The following is a 20,315-nucleotide window of genomic DNA, read 5'->3' on the forward strand; positions in this document are numbered from 1 at the left end:
GGTGGCGGGTATCAGGCCTGCCAGCCATCCGGTACCTGGCCAAAGCTTAGCTGTGGCGTGCCGTGCCAGTCGGCACACTGCTGTAGCGCTTTCAGGATGTCCTGCTGCAGGCGTTTGCCCGGTTTGATGCCGGGTTCCAGGTATAGGGCTTTGACCTCGAACACGCCCTGCGCGCGGTGCGCCTTGGCGTCCAGCCGGCCCACCAGTTGGCCGCGCACCAGTAGCGGCAGCACAAAGTAGCCGTACTGGCGTTTGGGCGCCGGGGTGTAGCACTCGATGCGGTAGTCGAAGCCAAACAGCTGGCTGGCGCGCGCGCGGTGCCATACCACCGGGTCGAACGGCGACAGCACGGTGCAGGCGCTGGCTTTCAGCGCGCCGTCTGCGGCCAACCTTAGTGTGTCTTGCAGGCTGTGGTGTACATAGCTGTCGCCCTTCAGCCCTTCCACCTGTACCGGCAGCAGCTCGCCGCTGTCGATCAGCGGGGCCAGCTCGGCGGCGCTGACTTTGCCGCGCAGGCGGTAGTAGTCGCCCACCCAGCCGGCCTGCACCAGGCCCAGGGCGCGGCAGCTGGCGCGGATCATGTCGTGGCGGGCGCTGGCCGGGGTGGGCAGGTGTTGTGCGTCGTTCCAGTGTGGCAGCACGCGCTCGGCCAGGTCGTACACGCGCTGGAAGTTTTCGCGCTGGCGCACCATCAGCTGGCCGCTGGTAAACAGCACCTCCAGATGGCGTTTTTCCGGCTTCCAGTCCCACCAGCCATTGCCTTTGCCGCCCTGGCGGGCGAAATCGCGCGAGCGTACCGGGCCGTGCTGGCGGATGTGCGCCAGCAGCTGCTCGATGTCGCTGCGGTGTTTGTCCATCCAGCTGACCGAGTATTTCCAGCCCATGGCGGCCGGGTCCAGCATGCGGTGGCGCAGCAGGCGGTAGTCTTCCACCGGCACGAAACAGGCTTCGTGCGCCCAGTACTCGAACAGCGCGCCGTCGGCCAGCAGGCTGTCCAGCCAGGCCGGGTCGTAGTGGCCCAGGCGGCTGTACAGCACCAGGTAGGGGCTGCGCGCCACTACGCTGATAGTGTCGATCTGCAGCAGCGCCATGCGGCGTATGGCGGCCAGCACGTCGGCACGGGTGGCTTTGCGCCGGGGTGCGGCCAGCAGGCCCTGCGCGGCCAGGTGCAGGGCGCGGGCGGCGGGGAGCGACAGGTGGACAGTAGACATGGCAATAAAATGACAGGATGAACAGTGTGTACAGCATAGCCGTTCGCCAGCGGCGGCGGGCAGCGGGTAGAATGCTGGCGGCCTGTCACCACGGGCAGTTTCCCGCATGGCATGACTGTGCCAAGCTACGGGGGGCTGCGCGTACTGGCAGCGTCTTTTGTTCTTTGAGTGCGCTACTGCGCCGGCATACCTGCCGGGCGTGGCGCTACGTGGGCCTGTGGGCCTGACCCAACCTGAACCGCGGCGGCCACCCCGCTACGGCAAGGAGCGATCTTTATGTTGTTTTCCTGGTTTGAACGCCGGGTAGATGCCTACCCGGATACCCCCCCTCCGCAACCCCCTAAAGGGTTCTTCCCGTTTGTCTGGTCGGCCACCGCTGGCATGCGCGGCCTGATTCTGGGCATGGCGCTGCTGACGGCCGCCATTGGTGCCTTCGAAGCGTTGCTGTTTTCCATGCTGGGCTCGATTGTGGACTGGCTCAGCCATGTGCCGCCGGCGCAGCTATGGGACAAAGAGCGCGACAACCTGCTGCTCTTGGCCGCCATCCTGCTGGCCAGCCCGCTGCTGATTGCGCTGCAGGCCATGGCCAAGTATCAGGGCCTGTTCGGTAATTTCCCCATGCGCCTGCGCTGGCATTTCCACCGCCACCTGCTGAACCAGAGCATGGCGTTTTACCAGGACGAGTTTGCCGGCCGTGTGTCGGCCAAGGTGATGCAGACGGCGCTGGCGGTGCGTGACACCGTGCTGATCATTACCGACATCATGGTGTTCGTGGTGATCTACTTCATCACCATGGTGGCGGTAGTGGGCAGCTTCGACGCGGTGCTGCTGTGGCCCTTTCTGGCCTGGCTGGCGCTGTACGTGCTGACGCTGGGCTTCTTTGTGCCGCGCCTGGGCCGCGCCGCCAGCCAGCAGGCAGACGCCCGCAGCCTGATGACCGGCCGCATTACCGACGCCTATACCAATATCGCTACGGTAAAGCTGTTTTCGCAGGGTAACCACGAGGCACGCTTTGCCAAGGGCGCGATGCAGGAGTTCATGCACACCGCCTACCGCCAGATGCGGCTGGTGAGCGGCTTCGAGATCGTCAACCACATCCTCAGCATGGGGCTGATTGCCAGCACCGCCGGTGCCACGCTGTGGCTGTGGAGCCGTGGCGAAGTGGGTGTGGGGGCGGTGGCAGCCGCCACCGCCATGGCGCTGCGCCTGAACGGCGTGTCGCACTGGATCATGTGGGAGATGTCCAGCCTGTTCGAGAACATCGGCACGGTGCAAGACGGCATTACCACGCTGTCGCGCCCCATCGCCATCCACGATGCGCCGGACGCCCGCCCGCTGCAGGTTGGCCGCGGCGAGCTGCGTTTTGACAACGTGCGCTTCAGCTACGGTGGCGAAAAAGTAGTGATCGACGGCCTGAACCTGACCATTCGCCCCGGCGAGAAGATCGGCCTGGTTGGCCGCAGTGGCGCGGGCAAGTCCACCATCGTCAACCTGCTGCTGCGCTTTTACGAGCTGGAAAGCGGCCGCATCCTGATCGATGGCCAGGATATTTGCCAGGTCACGCAGGACAGCCTGCGCGCCCAGGTGGGCATGGTGACGCAAGACACCTCGCTGCTGCACCGCTCGGTACGCGACAACCTGTGCTACGGCCGCATGCAGGCCAGCGACGAGGAGATGATTGCGGCGGCGCAAAAGGCCGAGGCGCACGAGTTCATCCTGCAGCTGACCGACCCCAAAGGCCGCCGCGGCTACGATGCCCACGTGGGCGAGCGCGGCGTCAAGCTGTCTGGCGGCCAGCGTCAGCGCGTGGCCATCGCTCGCGTGATGCTGAAGGACGCGCCGATTCTGCTGCTGGACGAAGCCACCAGCGCGCTGGATTCCGAGGTCGAAGCGGCCATCCAGAGCAGCCTGTACCGGCTGATGGAAGGCAAGACCGTGGTGGCCATCGCGCACCGCCTGTCCACCATCGCCGCCATGGACCGGCTGATCGTGCTGGATAAAGGCCGCGTGGTAGAAGAGGGTAGCCACGAGCAGCTGCTGGCCAAAGGCGGCCTGTACGCGCGGCTGTGGGCGCACCAGAGTGGCGGCTTCCTGGGCGAGGAAATCGACCCGGAAGAAGAAGTGGCGCTGGCCAGCAGCTAAGGCTGGCCGCAGGCTCGATAAGGCAGGGGAGTGGCTAGCCTGCCCAATCGCTAGAATACTTGTGAGGCACCCTATCCCGTTGGCGCGAGCCGGGCAAAACGGTTTGCCCCAGGTTTTAAGACGCCGATTTGTTTGAGCCGCGTGACGTTAGCACGCGGCGAGTTCGGCGGCGCCTGGGGCATGCCTTTTTGCCCGGGGTTTCGAGCAGCCCCGGGGCGCGGGGGAATGAAAAGGGGGCGGCGATCCGCCCCCTTTCCCGTTTGCCGGGCGGAACCGGCATCTTCAAACACTATCCGCGTAGCGGATTCAAATGACCTAGCGCTCCATAAACTGGCTGGCAATAAAGTAGCCACCGCACTACGCCTTGCTATCGATCAGCCAGCTGTTTGCGCTTTTTACGCAACAAAAAGGCGCGCCACCCTGGGAAATTACGCTGGCAGTTGAGTTAAAACAGACAGGGTTGTACCTCATTGACTACAGCTGGTGGATAATGCCGCAGCCCCCCTAACAGGGCGGCCTACCAGACCCGCCCGGCTCAACCGGAGAATGGGCGGGTTTCGTCGGCTGCTCTGCCCTTTTTCAAGCAGAGGTACACATGTCCTTGCAAGCCCCGAGCTTTGTACGCCACCAGCAACTGATCAACTGGGTCGCCGAAGTGGCCGCCCTCACCAAACCGGCTGCCATCCACTGGGTAGACGGTTCCGAAGCGGAAAACCAGCAGCTGCTGGCCAAGATGGTAGCCGCCGGCACTCTCACCCCGCTGAACCCGGCCAAACGCCCCGATTCCTACGCTGCGTTTTCCGACCCGTCCGACGTGGCGCGTGTGGAAGACCGCACCTATGTGTGCAGCGCCCGCCGCGAAGACGCCGGCCCCAATAACAACTGGATGGACCCGGCCCAGATGCGCAGCACGCTGAACGGCCTGTTCGATGGCTGTATGGCTGGCCGCACCCTGTACGTGATTCCGTTCAGCATGGGCCCGCTGGGTTCGCCCATTGCTCACGTGGGCATCGAGCTGACCGACTCGCCCTACGTGGTAGCGTCGATGCGCATCATGACCCGCATGGGCCGCAATGTGTACGAAGTGCTGGGCGAAGACGGCCCCTTCGTGCCCTGCGTGCACAGCGTGGGTGCACCGTTGGCCGCAGGCCAGGCCGACAAGCCATGGCCGTGCAACCCGGACACCAAGTACATCGTGCATTACCCGGAAACCCGCGAGATCTGGTCGTACGGCTCCGGTTACGGCGGCAACGCGCTGCTGGGCAAAAAGTGCTTTGCGCTGCGCATCGCCTCCACCATGGGCCGCGACCAGGGCTGGCTGGCCGAGCACATGCTGATCCTGGGCGTGGAAAACCCGCAGGGCGACAAGCGCTACGTCGCGGCTGCCTTCCCTAGCGCCTGCGGCAAGACCAACTTTGCCATGCTGATTCCGCCCAAAACCTACGACGGCTGGAAAGTGACCACCGTGGGCGACGACATTGCCTGGATCAAGCCAGCGGCGGATGGCCAGCTGTACGCCATCAACCCGGAAAACGGCTACTTTGGCGTGGCACCGGGCACCTCGGTCAAATCCAACCCCAACGCCATGGCCATGCTGAACGAAGGCGTGATCTTCACCAACGTGGCGCTCACCGACGACGGCGACGTGTGGTGGGAAGGCATGAGCAAGGATATTCCGGCACACCTGACCGACTGGCAGGGCAAAGACTGGACACCGGAAATCGCCAAAGAGACCGGCCGCAAGGCCGCGCACCCGAACGCGCGCTTTACCGTACCGGCCGCCAAGTGCCCGTCGCTGGACCCGGCGTGGAACGACCCGGCCGGCGTGCCGATCTCGGCCTTCATCTTTGGCGGCCGCCGCTCGTCCACCGTGCCGCTGGTGTTTGAAGCGGCCAGCTGGGAAGACGGTGTGTACATGGCCGCCACCATGGGCTCGGAAACCACTGCTGCCGCCTTTGGCGCACAGGGTGTTACCCGCCGCGACCCGTTTGCCATGCTGCCGTTCTGTGGCTACCACATGGGCGATTACTTCCAGCACTGGCTGGATATGGCAGGCAAGGTCAGCAAGCTGCCGCGCATCTTCTGCGTGAACTGGTTCCGCACCGACGCCGACGGCAAGTTCATCTGGCCAGGCTTTGGCGACAATATGCGCGTGCTGGAGTGGATCGTTGGCCGCGTGCAGGGCACCGCCCATGCCGAAGACAGCCCGCTGGGCAAGGTGCCAGCCTACGCCGACCTGAACTGGGCAGGGCTGGATGGCTTTACCGAGCAGCACTTCCAGCAGCTGATGGTGCTGGACGAAGCCGCCTGGCGCCACGAACTGGCCGCCCACGACGAGTGGTTTGCCAAGCTGGCCGACGCGCTGCCGGCCAGCCTGGCCGCCCGCCGCAGTAAGCTGGCGGCAGCACTAGGCGTGTAAAACGATGCCTAGCTAAAAAAGCCTACCATGCCGCTCACTTACGCAAGTGGGCGGTTTTTTTGAAACTAGCGTTGTGGAAGAGGGTATGCATTGAATCCGCTACGCGGATGATGCTTGAAGTTGCCGGTTCCGCCCGGCATACGGGCAAAGGGGGCGGGTCGCCGCCCCCTTTGCAATCCCCGCCGACCCGGGGCTGCTCGAAACCCCATCCAAAATGGCACACCTCAGGCGCCGCCGAACTCGCATCGCTGAGCAAATCAAAGATTTGCACGCAGATCTCTAACGGCTCGGGGCTCAAACAAATCGGCGTCTTGCGCGTGCGAATCTCCGATTCGCTCAGCACAACCCTGGTGCGCACCATTTTGACCGGCTCGCGCCAACGGGATGGGGCGCGTCACGCATACTCTACCGCTTGACGGTGATGTATATTCGCTTAGCCGAATGGCATCCTGCCGCATGGCAGGCTTTTTTCATGCGGCGTGCGGCCAACCTGGCAAGGTTGGCCGCATGCTTTTACGGCAGCAGGATCAGCGAGCCGGTGGTACGGCGTGCTTCCAGGTCGCGGTGCGCCTGGGCGGCGTCGGCCAGCGCGTAGCGTGCCGATGGCTGTACTTTTACCGTGCCGCGGGCCACTTGCTCGAATACGGCGCCGGCCAGTGCTTCCAGCTCGGCGCGGGTGGCGATGTAGTCGTGCAGACGCGGGCGGGTGAAGAACAGCGAGCCTTTTTGTGCCAGCAACAGCGGTGAAAAGTCCGCTACGGCACCGCTGGCGTTGCCAAAGCTGACAAACATGCCGCGCGGCGCCAGGCTGTTCAGCGACATCTCGAAAGTATCCTTGCCCACACTGTCGTACACCACCGGCACGCCGGCGCCGCCGGTCAGTTCACGCACGCGTGCCGGCACATCCTCCTCGCGGTAGTTGATGACGTGGGCGCAGCCCAGCGCCCGCGCCAGCGCGGCTTTGTCAGCGCTGCCCACGGTGCCGATGACCGTCACGCCCATGGCCGATAGCCACTGCACGGCAATCTGGCCCACACCGCCCGCTGCGGCGTGCCACAGCACGGTTTGCCCCGGTTGGACGCGGTAGGTATGCAAAATCAGGTAGGCCACGGTCATGCCCTGCAGCATCAGGCAGGCGGCGGTGTCGTCGCTGACGCTGTCCGGCAGTTTGACCAGATGCTGGGCCGGCATCACGCGTTGCTGGCTGTAGGCACCCAGTGGGCCACCGGCGTACGCCACACGGTCGCCTGGCGCGACATGGCTCAAACCTGCGCCCACGGCCAGCACTTTGCCCGCGGCTTCGCTGCCCAGCCCGGACGGTAGCGGTAGTGGGTAGAGCCCGCTACGATGATAGGTATCGATAAAATTGACGCCGATAGCGGTGTGTTGCAACAGCACCTCGCCGGGGCCGGGTTGGCCGCAGTCGAAGTGTTCGGTTTGCAATACTTCCGGGCCGCCGCTAATGTCAAAACGGATACGCTGGCTCATGGGCTTCCTTATCGAATAGAGTGGGTGGCTACGCTATAGCGTAGATAGTGCACGAAAGCATAACTTGGCAGGTTAAACAGATTGTTCAGCGCGGTTCCGGGAAGGGGGGCGTATGAAAGGTGTGGTGTTTACCGAGTTTCTGGGCTTGGTGGAGCAAAAGTTCTCTGCGGATATGGTGGATGACATCATTGATGATGCCAATCTGCCGCACGGCGGTGCCTATACCGCCGTGGGTACGTATCCTTTCCCCGAGATGGTGGCGCTGATCGTGGCGTTGTCCAAGCGCACCGGGCTGGACGTGCCGGTGCTGATACATGCTTTTGGCCAGTACCTGTTCGGGCGCTTTTTTGTGCTGTATCCGGCATTCATCAACGCGTGCAGTAGCACCATCGAGCTGGTGAGCCATATCGAGCAGGTGATTCACACCGAGGTACGCAAGCTGTACCCCGATGCCGAGCTGCCGTCGTTTGAGGTGGAATCGCATACCGCGCAGCGCCTGAGCGTGGTGTACCGTTCGCCGCGCTGCCTGGCCGACCTGGCTGTGGGCCTGATAGACGGGGCGGTAGCGCATTACGGCGAGCAGGGCCACCTGCACCTGCAGCGGGAAGCGCTGGATGCCGACGGTACGGCGGTGCGCTTTATCCTGGAAAAAACATGAGTGACGCGGACATTATCCAGCGCCTGGAAAAACGGCTGGCACGCGAACACGCGGCCCGCCTGGAGGCCGAGCGCTTGCTGGAGGCCAAAAGCCTGGCGCTGTATACGGCCAACTGCGAGCTGGCCGAGGCAGCGCACCAGCTGGAAGAAAAGGTGGCAGAACGCACGCTGGAGCTGAGCCAGGCACTGGCGCTGGCCGAGGCCGGCGTGCGGGCCAAAACCGAGTTTCTGGCGGTGATGAGCCACGAGCTGCGCACGCCCATGAACGGGGTGATGGGCATGGCCGAATTGTTGGCCGGCACGCCGCTGTCGCCGGCTCAACGCGAGCTGCTGCATACCTTGCAGGAAAGCGCCGAGGCCCAGATGGTGCTGATCAGCGATATTCTGGATTTGTCCTCTATCGAGAATGGCAACCTTACCCTGCGGCGCGACCCGGTAGACATGCCCGCGCTGCTGGACGGCCTGTTGGCGCAGTATCGCATCAGTGCCAATGCCAAAGGCCTGAGCCTGTGGCTGGAACGCCCGGACAGCCTGCCCTGGCTGAAAGGGGACGGCGACCGTTTGCGCCAGGTGCTGGGCAACCTGCTGTCCAATGCATTGAAATTTACCGCCGAAGGCCAGATCAGCCTGCGCGTCACGCTGGATAAACAGCCGGACGGCTACGGTTACTGGCACGTGGCGGTGAGCGATACCGGCATCGGTATGAGCCCCCAGCTGATTGGCCGCCTGTTCCGCACCTTTGAAATGGCCGATAGCTCGCCCACACGGCGTTATGGTGGTACGGGTGTGGGGCTGGCCATTAGCCGCCGCCTGGCGCAGGCGATGCAGGGCGATATCACCGTGAGCAGCCAGGTGGGGGAGGGGAGTTGTTTTACTTTCAGCTGGCGCGCCGAGACGGTGGCCGCGCCGGTGCTGGCCCCCAGCAGCACGCTGTCGGCCATCGAGCTGCCCGGCCCCGCGCGGGAGCTGCGGGTACTGGTGGCCGAAGACAACGCCATCAACCAGAAACTGATCGTGAAAATGCTGGAGCGCCTGGGCTTAAGCTGCATCACCCTGGCTGATGACGGCCTGCAGGCGGTGGCCGTGGTGGAAACCGGTAATGTGGACCTGGTGCTGATGGACATGCAGATGCCCAATATGAGCGGGGTAGAGGCCACCGTGGCCATCCGTACCCAGGACCTGCCGGTACAGCCGGATATTGTGGCACTGACCGCCAATGCCTTCGAAGAAGACCGCCAGGCCTGCATGCGGGCCGGCATGGATGATTTTTTGACCAAGCCGCTCAAACTGGACCTGCTGGCCAGCGTGCTGTGCCACGCCGCCCGCGGCGACTACGCCAACCAGCGCGACGGTGGCTAAGGCGCCGCCGGGCCGCTAGTGGTTTGGCCGGGGCAGCTTGCCTTCCATGCCCAGCAGGCCGGGCAGGCATTGCGGCCAACCTTGCAGGCGATGATCGTCGCCATTCAATACCGTGGTGCGGGCGCCAGCGTAGTAGCGCACGGCGTCACGCCAATCCAACACTTCATCTGCCGTGCCCAGTACCAGCCAGTAGTTGGCCGCATGCAGCCGTGGCGGGCGCAGGGCAATCAGCTCATCCATATGCTGTGGACCCAGCGTGTAGTGTTCGCCGGTATACGGGTTGTGCAGCGGGCCCATGAAGCGCGCCAGCTCGGCCTCGGGGCGGATAGCCGGGTTGATCAGCACCGCAGGCAGGTCAAAGCGTTCGGCCAGCCAGGTAGTGTAATAGCCGCCCAGCGAGCTGCCTATCAGCACCACGGGTTGCTGCAGGCTGGCAATCAGCGCTTCGGTTTGCGCGATGGCCTGTGCCGGGTAGGGCGAGAGCTGCGGGCTGCTAAAGCTGGCCTCGGGGGCGATGGCGTGCAGATAGGCCTGGGTTTCGCGCGCTTTGAGCGACTGCGGGCCAGACTGGAAACCGTGCAAGTACAGATAGTGGGTCATGGTCAGTAGCCGTTGGGGTGGCAAGCCATCAGCATAGCTGGCTGCGTGCCAGCGTCAACCGCTGGCTAGCTGGTTTTCCAGCTATAGCCTTGTATGATGCGCCTGGTTTTACCCTGCTTTTCCAGCAGGCTGATGGCTTGGTTCAGCTGCGCGACCGTGTAGCGGCTGAGCGGGGCCACAGCGCAGCGCGTTTGCAGTACCGACACCACCCAAGGCTGCAGGCGTAGCCGCTTGCCAGGCTGTGGGTTGCGCTTTACCCAGGCGGCCAGCTCCAGCTCCGAGCTGACTACCGCGTCGATCATGCCCATTTGCAGGGCTTTCAGGCTGGAGTCCAGCTGCGGGTGGTCTACCCGTGTGGCGCCGCCGTTCTGCCACAGCGGTACCAGTGCCGGGTAGTGATAGCCGCGTATCACGCCCACGCGCTGCGCGGCCAGGTCCTGGATGCCCTGAATGGTGCGCAGGTGGCTAGCCAGGGTCGCTACCCGCTCGATCTGGGGGTAGAAGTCTTGTGTCCAGCCCAGTTTGTCGGCATTGCCGAACCAGGCCGGGTTGGCATTGCACACCACATCCACCTTGCTTTGTTCCAGTGCCGATTCGATACGGTTGCGCGACAGCACGCTAAAGCGCGCACTGCTACCCAGCGCCTGCGCCAGGGCCAGCCCCAGGTCCTTGGAGAGGCCGCTGTCCAGCTGGCGCTGCGCGTTCAGTACCACAATCGGCGCGGCGTCGGATTCTGCGACACCAATGTGCAGCGGCGGGGCGGCCTGGGCCGAGGCCGCGGCCAGCAATAGCCACGCCGGGCGGCTGAAAAACGTAGACATATACGGCTCTCTTGGCATTGTTATGCTCTCTTGTTCTATAGGATGACCCGCTCGGGCCAAAATGCAATGATAAGATTAAGCTCTTGTGTCTACGTAGTTTTACTTAATTAAAGCCGCCTTTGCCATGTCAAAACTGTTATCGCACCCCGTTTACGACCTGCTTTCCCGCCGCATCCTGATTTTGGACGGTGGTATGGGCACCATGATTCAGCAATACAAGCTGACCGAGGCCCAGTATCGCGGGGAGCGGTTTGCCGACTGGCCGGTAGACGTAAAAGGCAATAACGACCTGCTGGTGCTGACCCAGCCGCAGATCATTGCCGAGATTCACCAAGCCTATCTGGATGCGGGCGCGGACATTATCGAGACCAACAGTTTCAACGCCACCGCCATCGCCATGGCCGACTACGACATGCAGTCGCTGGTGTGGGAGCTGAACCACGCTGCGGCCAAGCTGGTAAAAGACCTGTGTGTGGCGCAAACCGCCGCCACGCCAGACAAGCCACGTTTCTGCGCTGGCGTACTGGGCCCCACCAGCCGCACCTGTAGCATCAGCCCGGACGTTAATGACCCGGGTTACCGCAATGTCACCTTTGACGAACTGGTAGACACCTACACCACCGCCATCGACGGCCTGGTAAAAGGCGGGGCGGACTTCCTGCTGGTAGAAACCATTTTCGACACGCTGAACGCCAAGGCGGCGGTGTTTGCCATCCACAAGTACTTCGACGAGCACCCCGAGGCCACGCGCCTGCCCATCATGATCTCGGGCACCATTACCGACCAGTCCGGCCGTACGCTCACCGGCCAGACCACCGAAGCCTTCTACAACAGCCTGTCGCACGCCGACGCGCTGAGCTTTGGCCTGAACTGCGCACTGGGGCCGGACCTGCTACGCCCGTATGTAGAGGAAATGTCGCGCATTGCGAATACCTTCGTGTCGGTGCACGCCAACGCCGGCCTGCCCAACCCGCTGGCCCCTACCGGCTACGACCTGCTACCGGAAGACATGGCACCACAGATTCGCGAGTGGGCCGAGTCTGGCCTGGTGAACATTATTGGCGGCTGCTGCGGCACCACGCCCGGCCACATCAAGGCCATTTACGAGGCGGTGAAAGACCTGCCGCCGCGCCCGCTGCCGCAGATCGAGCCCAAGTGCCGCCTGTCCGGCCTGGAGCCGTTCAATATCGGCGACAAAGACCTGTTTGTGAACGTGGGCGAGCGTACCAACGTGACCGGCTCCAAAGCCTTTGCCAAGCTCATCCTCAACGGTGACTACGCCACGGCGCTGGACGTGGCGCGCCAGCAGGTGGAAAACGGCGCGCAGGTGATCGACATCAATATGGACGAGGGCATGCTGGACGCCCACGCCGCCATGGTGCGCTTTCTGAACCTGATTGCCGCCGAGCCGGACATCGCCCGCGTGCCCATCATGATCGACAGCTCCAAGTGGGACGTGATCGAAGCCGGCCTCAAGTGCATCCAGGGCAAGGGCATCGTCAACTCCATCTCGCTGAAAGAGGGCAAGGACAAGTTTGTCGAGCAGGCGCGGCTGCTGCGCCGCTACGGCGCGGCGGTGATCGTGATGGCCTTCGACGAAGTGGGCCAGGCCGACACCTACGCCCGCAAGGTGGAAATCTGCGAAAAGAGCTACCGCATCCTGGTGGACGAAGTGGGCTTCCCGCCGGAAGACATCATCTTCGACCCCAATATCTTTGCCGTAGCCACCGGTATCGAAGAACACGCCCGCTACGGCCTGGACTTCATCGAGGCCACCGGCTGGATCAAGCAGAATCTGCCGCACGCCAAGATTTCCGGCGGCGTGTCCAACGTGTCGTTCAGCTTCCGCGGCAATAACAAGGTGCGCGAGGCCATTCACGCCGTATTCCTGTATCACGCTATTCAGCGCGGCATGACCATGGGTATCGTGAACGCCGGCGCGCTGGAAGTGTACGACGAGGTGGACCCGGTGCTGCGCGAGCGTATCGAAGACGTGGTGCTGATGCGCGGCGACGACATCATGGCGGTGACCGAGGCGCTGATCAGCCTGGCCGAAAGCTTCCGTGGCGACGCCAAAGAGGCCAAGGGTGAAGACCTGGCCTGGCGCAGCCTGCCGGTAGAAAAACGCCTGGAACACGCGCTGATCAAGGGTATTACCACCTATATCGTGGAAGATACCGAGGAAGTGCGCCTGAAGTGCGAGCGCCCTATCCACGTGATCGAAGGCCCGCTGATGGACGGCATGAACGTGGTGGGCGACCTGTTTGGCGCCGGCAAGATGTTCCTGCCGCAGGTGGTGAAATCCGCCCGCGTGATGAAAGCCGCCGTGGCGCACCTGGAGCCGTTCATCGAGGAAGAAAAAATCCGCATGGGCCTGCAGGACGCGCCAGCCAAGGGCGTGATCATCATGGCCACGGTGAAGGGCGACGTACACGATATCGGCAAGAACATCGTCGGCGTGGTGCTGCGCTGTAACAACTACAAGGTGATCGACCTAGGCGTGATGGTGCCGTGCCAGACCATTCTGGACGCCGCGCGCGAGCACAAGGCCGACATTATCGGCCTGTCCGGCCTGATTACCCCTAGCCTGGAAGAAATGGCGCACGTGGCAAAAGAAATGCAGCGCCAGGGTTTTGACATCCCGCTGCTGATTGGCGGTGCCACCACCAGCCGCGTGCACACTGCGGTAAAAATCGCCCCGCATTACAGCGGCCCGGTGATCTACGTACCGGATGCCAGCCGGGCCGTGGGCGTGTGCTCCAACCTGCTGTCCGACACCCTGCGTGATAATTTTGTGCAGGAAGTGGCCGACGACTACGCCAAGGCACGTGCCATTTTCGAAGGCCGTGGCGACGCCAAGCTGCTGCCGCTGGCACAGGCGCGCGAGGCGCGCCACCGTATCGATTGGGCCGGCTATGTGCCGCCCGCGCCAAAATGGCTGGGCGTGCGCCGCTTCGAGCGCTACGACCTGGCCGAGATCGCGCGCTTTATCGACTGGACGCCGTTCTTCCAGAGCTGGGAGCTGGCCGGCCGCTTCCCCGCCATTCTGGACGACGACATCGTGGGCGAATCCGCCCGTAGCCTGTGGGCCGACGCCCAGGCCATGCTGCAGCAGATCATCAGCGAGCAATGGCTGCAGGCCAATGCGGTGATCGGCCTGTTCCCGGCGCGCAGCGTGGACGTGGACGATATCGAGATCCTCGACCCCGACACCCGCGCACCGCTGATGACCTGGGTCGGCCTGCGCCAGCAGCTGGTCAAAGCCACCAAGGACGGCTCTGCGGCCAACCCTGACTGGGCGCTGGCCGATTTCATCGCCCCCGCCGACAGCGGTGTGCAGGACTATATCGGCACCTTCGCCGTGACCGGCGGCCTGGGTATCGACCCGCATGTCGCGCGTTTCGAAGCGGCTAACGACGACTACAGCGCCATCTTGCTCAAAGCGCTGGCCGACCGCTTTGCCGAGGCCTTTGCCGAGCTGATGCACCACCGCGTGCGCACCGAGTTCTGGGGCTACGCGGCGGGTGAAAGCCTGGATAACGAGGCGCTGATCGACGAGAAATACGTGGGTATCCGCCCGGCGCCAGGCTACCCGGCCTGCCCGGACCACACGGTGAAACGCGAGCTGTTCGAGCTGCTGAACGCGCCGGCTATCGGCATGACGCTGACTGAAGGCTACGCCATGCTGCCTACCGCCGCGGTATCCGGCTTCTATTTCAGCCACCCCGACAGCCGCTACTTTGGCGTGGGCAAGATCGCCCGCGACCAGGTGGAAAGCTACGCTACCCGCCGTGGCGTGAGCGTGGCGCAGGCCGAGCGCGACCTGGCACCCAACCTGGGTTACAACGCGTAAGGCATGCGGCCAACGTTGGCCGCAGAGGAAGGCAATCAGGGCAGGCCGCGCGGCCTGCCCTTTTCATATCTATCGAGTCTGATTTTGTTTTTACATTTCAAGATACTTTGTTGCGCTAGCGTTGCCTTTCCCTTGTATAGAACACCTGCCAACGTGCCATCCCGAAAACAGTAGCCCCGCCGGGGCTGCCTGTTAACGGGAGACGGTCATGGACGAATTGCTGGGCGTGATTACAGGCGAAGGTGACGCGTGCAAGATCTGGCAAGATGCCAGCGGGCGGGTGTATTTCATGGCCGACGCCGATATTGACGCCGATGGCGCCAACGGCCAGCACGGCGCCCCGGCAGCGTACCGTGAGGATGATCAGGGGCTGGAATCGCTGGCTAATGGTGGCATGCGCCGGGTGAACGGCAAGGTGGTGTGCCTGCACGACTGGGCGCGCAATATTGTCATTCTCGATACCGACAACGAACCCAAGGTGTTTCCCGGTGGTGTCATCGCCTCCACGACCTGGTATCGCCACCCCGGCATGCCGGCGGACGACCCGGCGGCGTATGTCGATTCGGCGACCGAGCCCTATATTGTGGTGCCACCGTTGGTGGTACAGCACACGCGGGGCATTGTGCGTGGCTGCCTGGCGCGGGTGAGTTACCAGGGTAAAAGCGTGGACTGTGTGGTGGCTGACCGTGGCCCCAGAAACCTGGCGGGCGAGCTGAGCATTGCCGCGGCCATGATGCTGGGCATACCGGCCAGCCCCAGGCGTGGCGGCCTGGACAAGGTCCAAGTGCTTTATGAGTTATGGCCGGGCATTGCTGCGCCGGGCTACGTGTTGCAGCCAGCCTGACGACGCGGGTAACGATAATATTGAATTTATTAATGCCCATGACATTTAATAATTTGTAATTTTTATAAGCAGTGGTATAAGCTTTTTTAGTTAACACCCTGCTAATGGCCCCGCATGCTTTCCTTACGCCCACTGCTTGATTCTGACCAAGAGCAGCTGCACCGCTGGCTGCAGTTGGCCGCATGGACTGCGCCAACTGCAGCACAGCCGGACACGGCACATCATCATGAACCTGCTGTGGTGGAGAGTTGCATTGACTGGGGCTCCCCTTTTGACCTGGGCTTGGTGGCACGCTTGGCGTCGCGGGATGTCGGTGCGTGCTGGTTGCGCCTGTTGCCGGAAGATGTCGGCCTGGGGTACGTGGATATTTTTACGCCGCAGCTGGGCATGGCGCTGGAGCCGGAGTTTCGCCAGCGTGGCTACGGGCGGCAAATGTTGTCGGCGCTGCTGCATCAGGCGGCCTGCCGCGGCTATGCCCAGGTTTCGCTTAGCGTGCATCCTGATAACCCTGCGCTGCGCTTTTACCAGAAGGCGGGTTTTAATACGGTGACGCTGCGCCAGTATTGCCATGTGATGGTTACCAAACTGTTCTGACGCCAGCCATCAGGCCATGCGTGCCAAAAGCCTTGCCCCGTCCAGAACAGGCTTTTCAGTTTTCATCTCTTGTAATCGTCATGTACAGCAGGCATGTTGCGGGTCTACACAGGAAACCTGCCATGACGCTCAGTACCCACCAGCTCAAGCTGCTCGCCGCTTTTTTTGCCCTCTATGTCATCTGGGGCTCGACCTATTTTGCTATCCGTATCGGTGTGGAGTACTGGCCACCGTTCATGATGGCCGGCGTGCGCTTCACGGTGGCGGGGGCGCTGATGTACGCCTGGCTGCGCTGGCGTGGCGAGGCCAACCCGACCTGGCAGGAGCTGCGTGGCGGCGCCATTCTGGGGGTGCTGATGCCGGCGATCGGTAATGGCTTTGTGACACTGGCAGAGAAGGACGTGTCGTCCGGCGTGGCGGCGCTGGTGGTGGCCACCGTGCCGCTGTTTGCCACCCTGTTTGCCCGTTTCTTTGGCCACGTGCCGCGCAAGATGGAAGTGGCCGGCATCCTGCTGGGCATTGCCGGCATGGTGGTGTTGAATATGGGCGCCAACCTGCAGGCCTCGCCGGCGGGCGCCGCCGCGCTATTGTTTGCCTCGGCGGGCTGGGCTTTTGGCTCGGCCTGGAGCAAGCATCTGGTGCAGCCCAAGGGTTTGATGTCCAGTGCGGTGATGATGCTGTCTGGCGGCCTGGCACTGCTGCTGGGCAGTGTGGCCACCGGTGAGCAGCTGCTGGCTACGCCACCGCTGGCCGGCTGGCTGGCCGTGGCCTATCTGGCGTTTTTTGGCTCCATGGTGGCGTACACCGCTTACTTGTTCCTGCTCAAAACGGTGAGCCCGGCGGCGGCCACCAGCTATGCCTACGTGAACCCGGTGATTGCCGTTTTGCTGGGGGTGTGGCTGCTGGACGAGCACGTGGGCGTACATGAAATGGGCGCCATGGGCATTATCGTGCTGGCGGTGGTGCTGATCGGTTGGCGCCCCAAGCCACGTGCCGATGACTGATATCTGTCGCGCTTCTGCCAAAGTCTGCTGATTGCAGGCTTTTTTTTATTGCCTTTTTAAGGAACCAGATTGATACCACTTTGTGGTCATAAAAATGCCAATTTTTTGCAAACAGATGGCATTTTGCACTGCAGCGAGAAGTGTGCTGCGACAAAGCAAGACATTTCAGGGTGTTGCATTTCTTGCAGTTGTGCGACAAATGGCTAGATTGGTATTGACGTGGTGTTGTAGTGGTATTACTTTTGCGCCTGTGGAACGGCCTGTTGTGCTTCGGCAGGAAAACACAGGGTTCTACAATGGCACCTTTGAATGACCACTTGCAGGGTAGCCATATGGATAGCCGCTGGAATGCATTAAAGCCGGAAGAGACTTCCACTACGCCTTTGTACTTGCAGTTTTCACGCAAGCTGGCCGAAGCCATACACGCCGGCTGGTGGCAGGCGGATGAAGCACTGCCTTCGGAGCGCACCTTTTCCGAAGAGCTGGGCATCTCGCGTGTGACCGCGCGCAAGGCGCTGGATGTGTTGCTGGAGCAAGGCCTGATTCGCCGCCGCCATGGCTCGGGTACCTTTATTACCCCGCGCCTGGAGCAGCCGCTGTCGCGCCTGACCAGTTTTACCGAAATGTTGAAGATGAAGGGTTTCGAGCCTTCATCGGTGTGGCTGTCGCGTGGTATTGCCACGCCCACGCACGAAGAAGTGATCAAGCTGGGTTTGTCGCCTAATGCCCAAGTGGCCAGGCTGAAGCGCCAGCGCCTGGCAGACGGTGTGGTGATGGCCATCGAGCAAAGCTCGCTGCCCCTGACCTATCTGCCAGACCCGCAGGCGGTGGGTAGCTCGCTGTATGCCTACTTGGATACCGTGGGCCACCCGATAGTGCGGGCGCTGCAGCATATCCGTGCGGTGAATGCGAACCCGGATATTGCTGCCATTGCCGGTATCAAGCCGGGCGAGGCCATGCTGCTGATTACCCGTATCGGCTACACGGCAGATAACGTAGCCATCGAGCTGACTGACACCTGGTGTCGTAACGATTACTACGACTTTGTGGCTGAACTGAGACGATGAACGCAACACGAGTTTTACAAGGCCGCATGCTGACCAGCGCAGGCTGGATGGACGGCGAGCTGCAGATAGGTGACGACGGCAAGATTGCCGCCATACAAGGCAGCTTGGCCGCAGCCGGCCAGGCCGAGCGCTATATCCTGCCGGGTTTTATCGACCTGCACGTGCATGGCGGTGGCGGGGTAGACATCATGGAAGCAGGGCGTGCCGCCCAGCATGTAGCCAGTACCCATGCGCGTTTTGGCACCACCTCGCTGCTGGCGACCACCATGACCGCGCCGCGCGAAGCCCTGGCCGCTGTGCTGTCGGCCCTGGGCGACGCCAGCCGCAGCCGCCAGCCCGGCAGCGCACGCATTCTGGGTGTGCATCTGGAAGGCCCTTACATCAACAAGGGCAAGCTCGGTGCGCAGCCGGACAACGCGGTGGAAGCCGCAATGGAAGAGATTAACCATTACCGTTCGCTGGCCCCCATCAGCCTGGTAACCCTCGCGCCCGAAGTGGCCGGTCACATGGAAGTGATCCGCGAGCTAAGCCGCCAGGGGGTACGCGTACAGCTGGGCCATACGCTAGGCAGCTACGAAGACGGTGTGAAGGCGCTGGAACACGGCGCCAGTGGTTTTACCCATTTATTTAACGCGATGACCGGCCTGCACCACCGCGAGCCGGGCATGGTAGGGGCCGCGCTGGCGCATGCCGAGTACGCCGAGCTGATACCGGACCTGCTGCACGTGCACCCCGGTGCCATGCACGCCGCCATGCGGGCGATACCGCGGCTGTTCTGTGTGACCGACTCCACGGCCGCAGCGGGCATGCCGGATGGCCAGTACAAGCTGGGCTCGCAAACGGTGACCAAGTGCCTGGGCGGTGTACGCCTGGCCGACGGTACGCTGGCAGGCAGCACCCTGACCATGGATCAGGCGCTGCGCAACCTGGTAGAGATCGGTGTGCCGCTGGCCAGTGCCAGCAACCGGCTCTCGCTGTACCCCGCCGACTATCTGGGCGTACACGACCGGGGCAGGCTGCAAGAGGGCGCGTGGGCCGACATCGTGGTGATGGATTCAAACCTGCAGTTGCAACGCGTATTCGTAGAAGGAGAGTGTCTTGAGCTCGTTAATGCTTGATGAAGCCCTGTTTGCCGCCCAGGCGGTAGCTGCCCAGCATATGTATGCCGATGAAGGGCTGGCTGTCCTGGCGCGCGAACTGGCCATAGCGCCGCCACAGCTGGCACTGACTGTGGCGCGCGGCAGCTCGGACCATGCGGCCAACTATTTCGCCTACCTGGCGATGCAGCGCACCGGCACGCCGGTGGTATCGCTGCCCATGTCGCTGCTCACGCTGCATCAAGCACCGCTCAATGTAAAAGGCCAGCTGGCCGTGGCCCTGTCGCAATCCGGCCGCAGCCCTGACCTGATCGACACCATGACCGCCCTGGGCCAGGCCGGTGCCCGTACCGTGGCGCTGGTCAACAAGCCCGATTCCCCGCTGGCTGCAGCCTGCGAATGGTCGGTGCCGCTGTGCGCCGGCGAAGAAAAAAGCGTGGCCGCTACCAAAAGCTATATTGCCACCCTGTCTGCGGTAGCCCGCCTGGTGGCGCACTGGCAGCAGGACACCGCCCTGCTGGCCGCGCTGAACGACCTGCCCGAGCACCTGACCGATGCCACCCGCCAGGACTGGAGCAGCGCGCTGGACGTACTGGTACCGGCTGAACGCATCATGGTTGTAGGCCGTGGCCTGGGCTTTGCCGTGGCGCTGGAAGCTGCGCTGAAGTTCAAGGAAACCTGCGTTATCCAGGCAGAAGCCTTCTCTGGTGCCGAAATCAAGCACGGCCCGATGGCGCTGGTGGACGATGGCTACCCACTGCTGATTTTCGCCCCGCGTGGCCCCGAGCAAGCCGGCCTGGTGGCCCTGGCCGACGACATGCGCGGCCGTGGTGCCAATGTACTGTTGGCCGCACCGGCTAACGTGGCCAGCCGCAACCTCACCCTGGCCACCGCCGGTGACGAAGCGCTGGACCCACTGCTGGCCATCCAGAGCTTCTACCTGATGGCCGCCCGTTTGTCGGTAGCGCGCGGTCTGAATCCGGACACGCCGCGCCACCTGAAAAAAGAAACCCTTACGGTATAAACCGTGCCAGCCGGGCGGCCGCCCGGCCGGTTTGGCCACACCCATAACACGATCCCGATGCCGGGGCCATGACCCGCGGCACGTATACAGCATGACTTACGCGCATGGCTGCGGGGCAGCGTGCGCGCTTTCAGA

15 protein-coding genes are annotated in these 20,315 nt (G+C 62.9%); 11 read left to right on the forward strand and 4 right to left on the reverse strand.

Annotation, left to right across the window (positions count from 1 at the left end):
• Positions 1-11: 11 nt before the first annotated feature.
• The gene (locus tag ACZ9XP_RS09555) at positions 12-1,211 is read right to left on the reverse strand and encodes a winged helix-turn-helix domain-containing protein (protein ID WP_147686243.1); all 1,200 of its coding nucleotides are present in this window, start codon (positions 1,209-1,211) and stop codon (positions 12-14) included.
• Positions 1,212-1,487: 276 nt separating this feature from the next.
• Here ACZ9XP_RS09555 and ACZ9XP_RS09560 point away from each other — a divergent pair, with 276 nt between their 5' ends.
• Together ACZ9XP_RS09560 and ACZ9XP_RS09565 are read left to right on the forward strand one after the other, a co-directional pair.
• On the forward strand, positions 1,488-3,353 hold the full coding sequence (locus ACZ9XP_RS09560; protein WP_147686241.1) for an ABC transporter ATP-binding protein: 1,866 nt from the start codon (positions 1,488-1,490) through the stop codon (positions 3,351-3,353).
• Positions 3,354-3,948: 595 nt separating this feature from the next.
• Complete coding sequence (locus ACZ9XP_RS09565; protein ID WP_147686239.1) at positions 3,949-5,772, forward strand: phosphoenolpyruvate carboxykinase (GTP); 1,824 nt, start codon at positions 3,949-3,951, stop codon at positions 5,770-5,772.
• A gap of 513 nt (positions 5,773-6,285) precedes the next feature.
• Here ACZ9XP_RS09565 and ACZ9XP_RS09570 read toward each other — a convergent pair.
• Complete coding sequence (locus ACZ9XP_RS09570; RefSeq protein WP_147686237.1) at positions 6,286-7,260, reverse strand: quinone oxidoreductase family protein; 975 nt, start codon at positions 7,258-7,260, stop codon at positions 6,286-6,288.
• 112 nt (positions 7,261-7,372) lie between these two features.
• Between ACZ9XP_RS09570 and ACZ9XP_RS09575 the strand changes: the two genes are divergently transcribed.
• Both ACZ9XP_RS09575 and ACZ9XP_RS09580 read left to right on the forward strand, forming a co-directional pair.
• Positions 7,373-7,918 carry a heme NO-binding domain-containing protein gene (locus ACZ9XP_RS09575; RefSeq protein ID WP_147686235.1) on the forward strand — a complete coding sequence of 182 codons (546 nt, stop codon included), beginning with the start codon at positions 7,373-7,375 and terminating at the stop codon, positions 7,916-7,918.
• Positions 7,915-9,276: an ATP-binding protein gene (locus ACZ9XP_RS09580; protein WP_147686233.1), complete on the forward strand. Its 1,362-nt coding sequence runs from the start codon at positions 7,915-7,917 to the stop codon at positions 9,274-9,276. The genes ACZ9XP_RS09575 and ACZ9XP_RS09580 overlap by 4 nt, the downstream gene beginning before the upstream one ends.
• 15 nt (positions 9,277-9,291) lie before the next feature.
• Here the strand turns inward: ACZ9XP_RS09580 and ACZ9XP_RS09585 are convergent, their stop codons facing one another.
• Both ACZ9XP_RS09585 and ACZ9XP_RS09590 read right to left on the reverse strand, forming a co-directional pair.
• Positions 9,292-9,876 carry a YqiA/YcfP family alpha/beta fold hydrolase gene (locus tag ACZ9XP_RS09585; RefSeq protein WP_147686231.1) on the reverse strand — a complete coding sequence of 195 codons (585 nt, stop codon included), beginning with the start codon at positions 9,874-9,876 and terminating at the stop codon, positions 9,292-9,294.
• A 65-nt stretch (positions 9,877-9,941) separates the two neighbouring features.
• On the reverse strand, positions 9,942-10,697 hold the full coding sequence (locus tag ACZ9XP_RS09590; protein WP_147686229.1) for a type 2 periplasmic-binding domain-containing protein: 756 nt from the start codon (positions 10,695-10,697) through the stop codon (positions 9,942-9,944).
• A 124-nt stretch (positions 10,698-10,821) separates the two neighbouring features.
• Between ACZ9XP_RS09590 and metH the strand changes: the two genes are divergently transcribed.
• From metH to ACZ9XP_RS09625, 7 genes are all read left to right on the forward strand, one after another.
• Positions 10,822-14,550, forward strand: a complete 3,729-nt coding sequence (metH, locus tag ACZ9XP_RS09595) for a methionine synthase (RefSeq protein ID WP_465188327.1) — start codon at positions 10,822-10,824, stop codon at positions 14,548-14,550.
• 208 nt (positions 14,551-14,758) lie between these two features.
• A complete protein-coding gene (locus ACZ9XP_RS09600; protein ID WP_147686225.1) occupies positions 14,759-15,394 on the forward strand; it encodes a glycoside hydrolase family 75 protein in 636 nt (211 codons plus the stop codon).
• A gap of 114 nt (positions 15,395-15,508) precedes the next feature.
• Entirely contained in the window at positions 15,509-15,988 is a 480-nt protein-coding gene (locus tag ACZ9XP_RS09605; RefSeq protein WP_147686223.1) for a GNAT family N-acetyltransferase, read from the forward strand.
• A 122-nt stretch (positions 15,989-16,110) separates the two neighbouring features.
• Positions 16,111-16,992, forward strand: coding sequence for a drug/metabolite exporter YedA (gene yedA, locus ACZ9XP_RS09610; protein WP_465188328.1), 882 nt, complete (start codon positions 16,111-16,113; stop codon positions 16,990-16,992).
• Positions 16,993-17,288: 296 nt separating this feature from the next.
• A complete protein-coding gene (locus ACZ9XP_RS09615; RefSeq protein WP_240801178.1) occupies positions 17,289-18,059 on the forward strand; it encodes a GntR family transcriptional regulator in 771 nt (256 codons plus the stop codon).
• The gene (gene nagA / locus ACZ9XP_RS09620) at positions 18,056-19,177 is read left to right on the forward strand and encodes an N-acetylglucosamine-6-phosphate deacetylase (RefSeq protein WP_170253681.1); all 1,122 of its coding nucleotides are present in this window, start codon (positions 18,056-18,058) and stop codon (positions 19,175-19,177) included. Before ACZ9XP_RS09615 ends, nagA begins: the two co-directional genes overlap by 4 nt.
• A complete protein-coding gene (locus tag ACZ9XP_RS09625) occupies positions 19,158-20,180 on the forward strand; it encodes an SIS domain-containing protein (protein WP_240803445.1) in 1,023 nt (340 codons plus the stop codon). Before nagA ends, ACZ9XP_RS09625 begins: the two co-directional genes overlap by 20 nt.
• Positions 20,181-20,315: the final 135 nt, after the last annotated feature.

The organism is Vogesella perlucida (assembly GCF_979366545.1).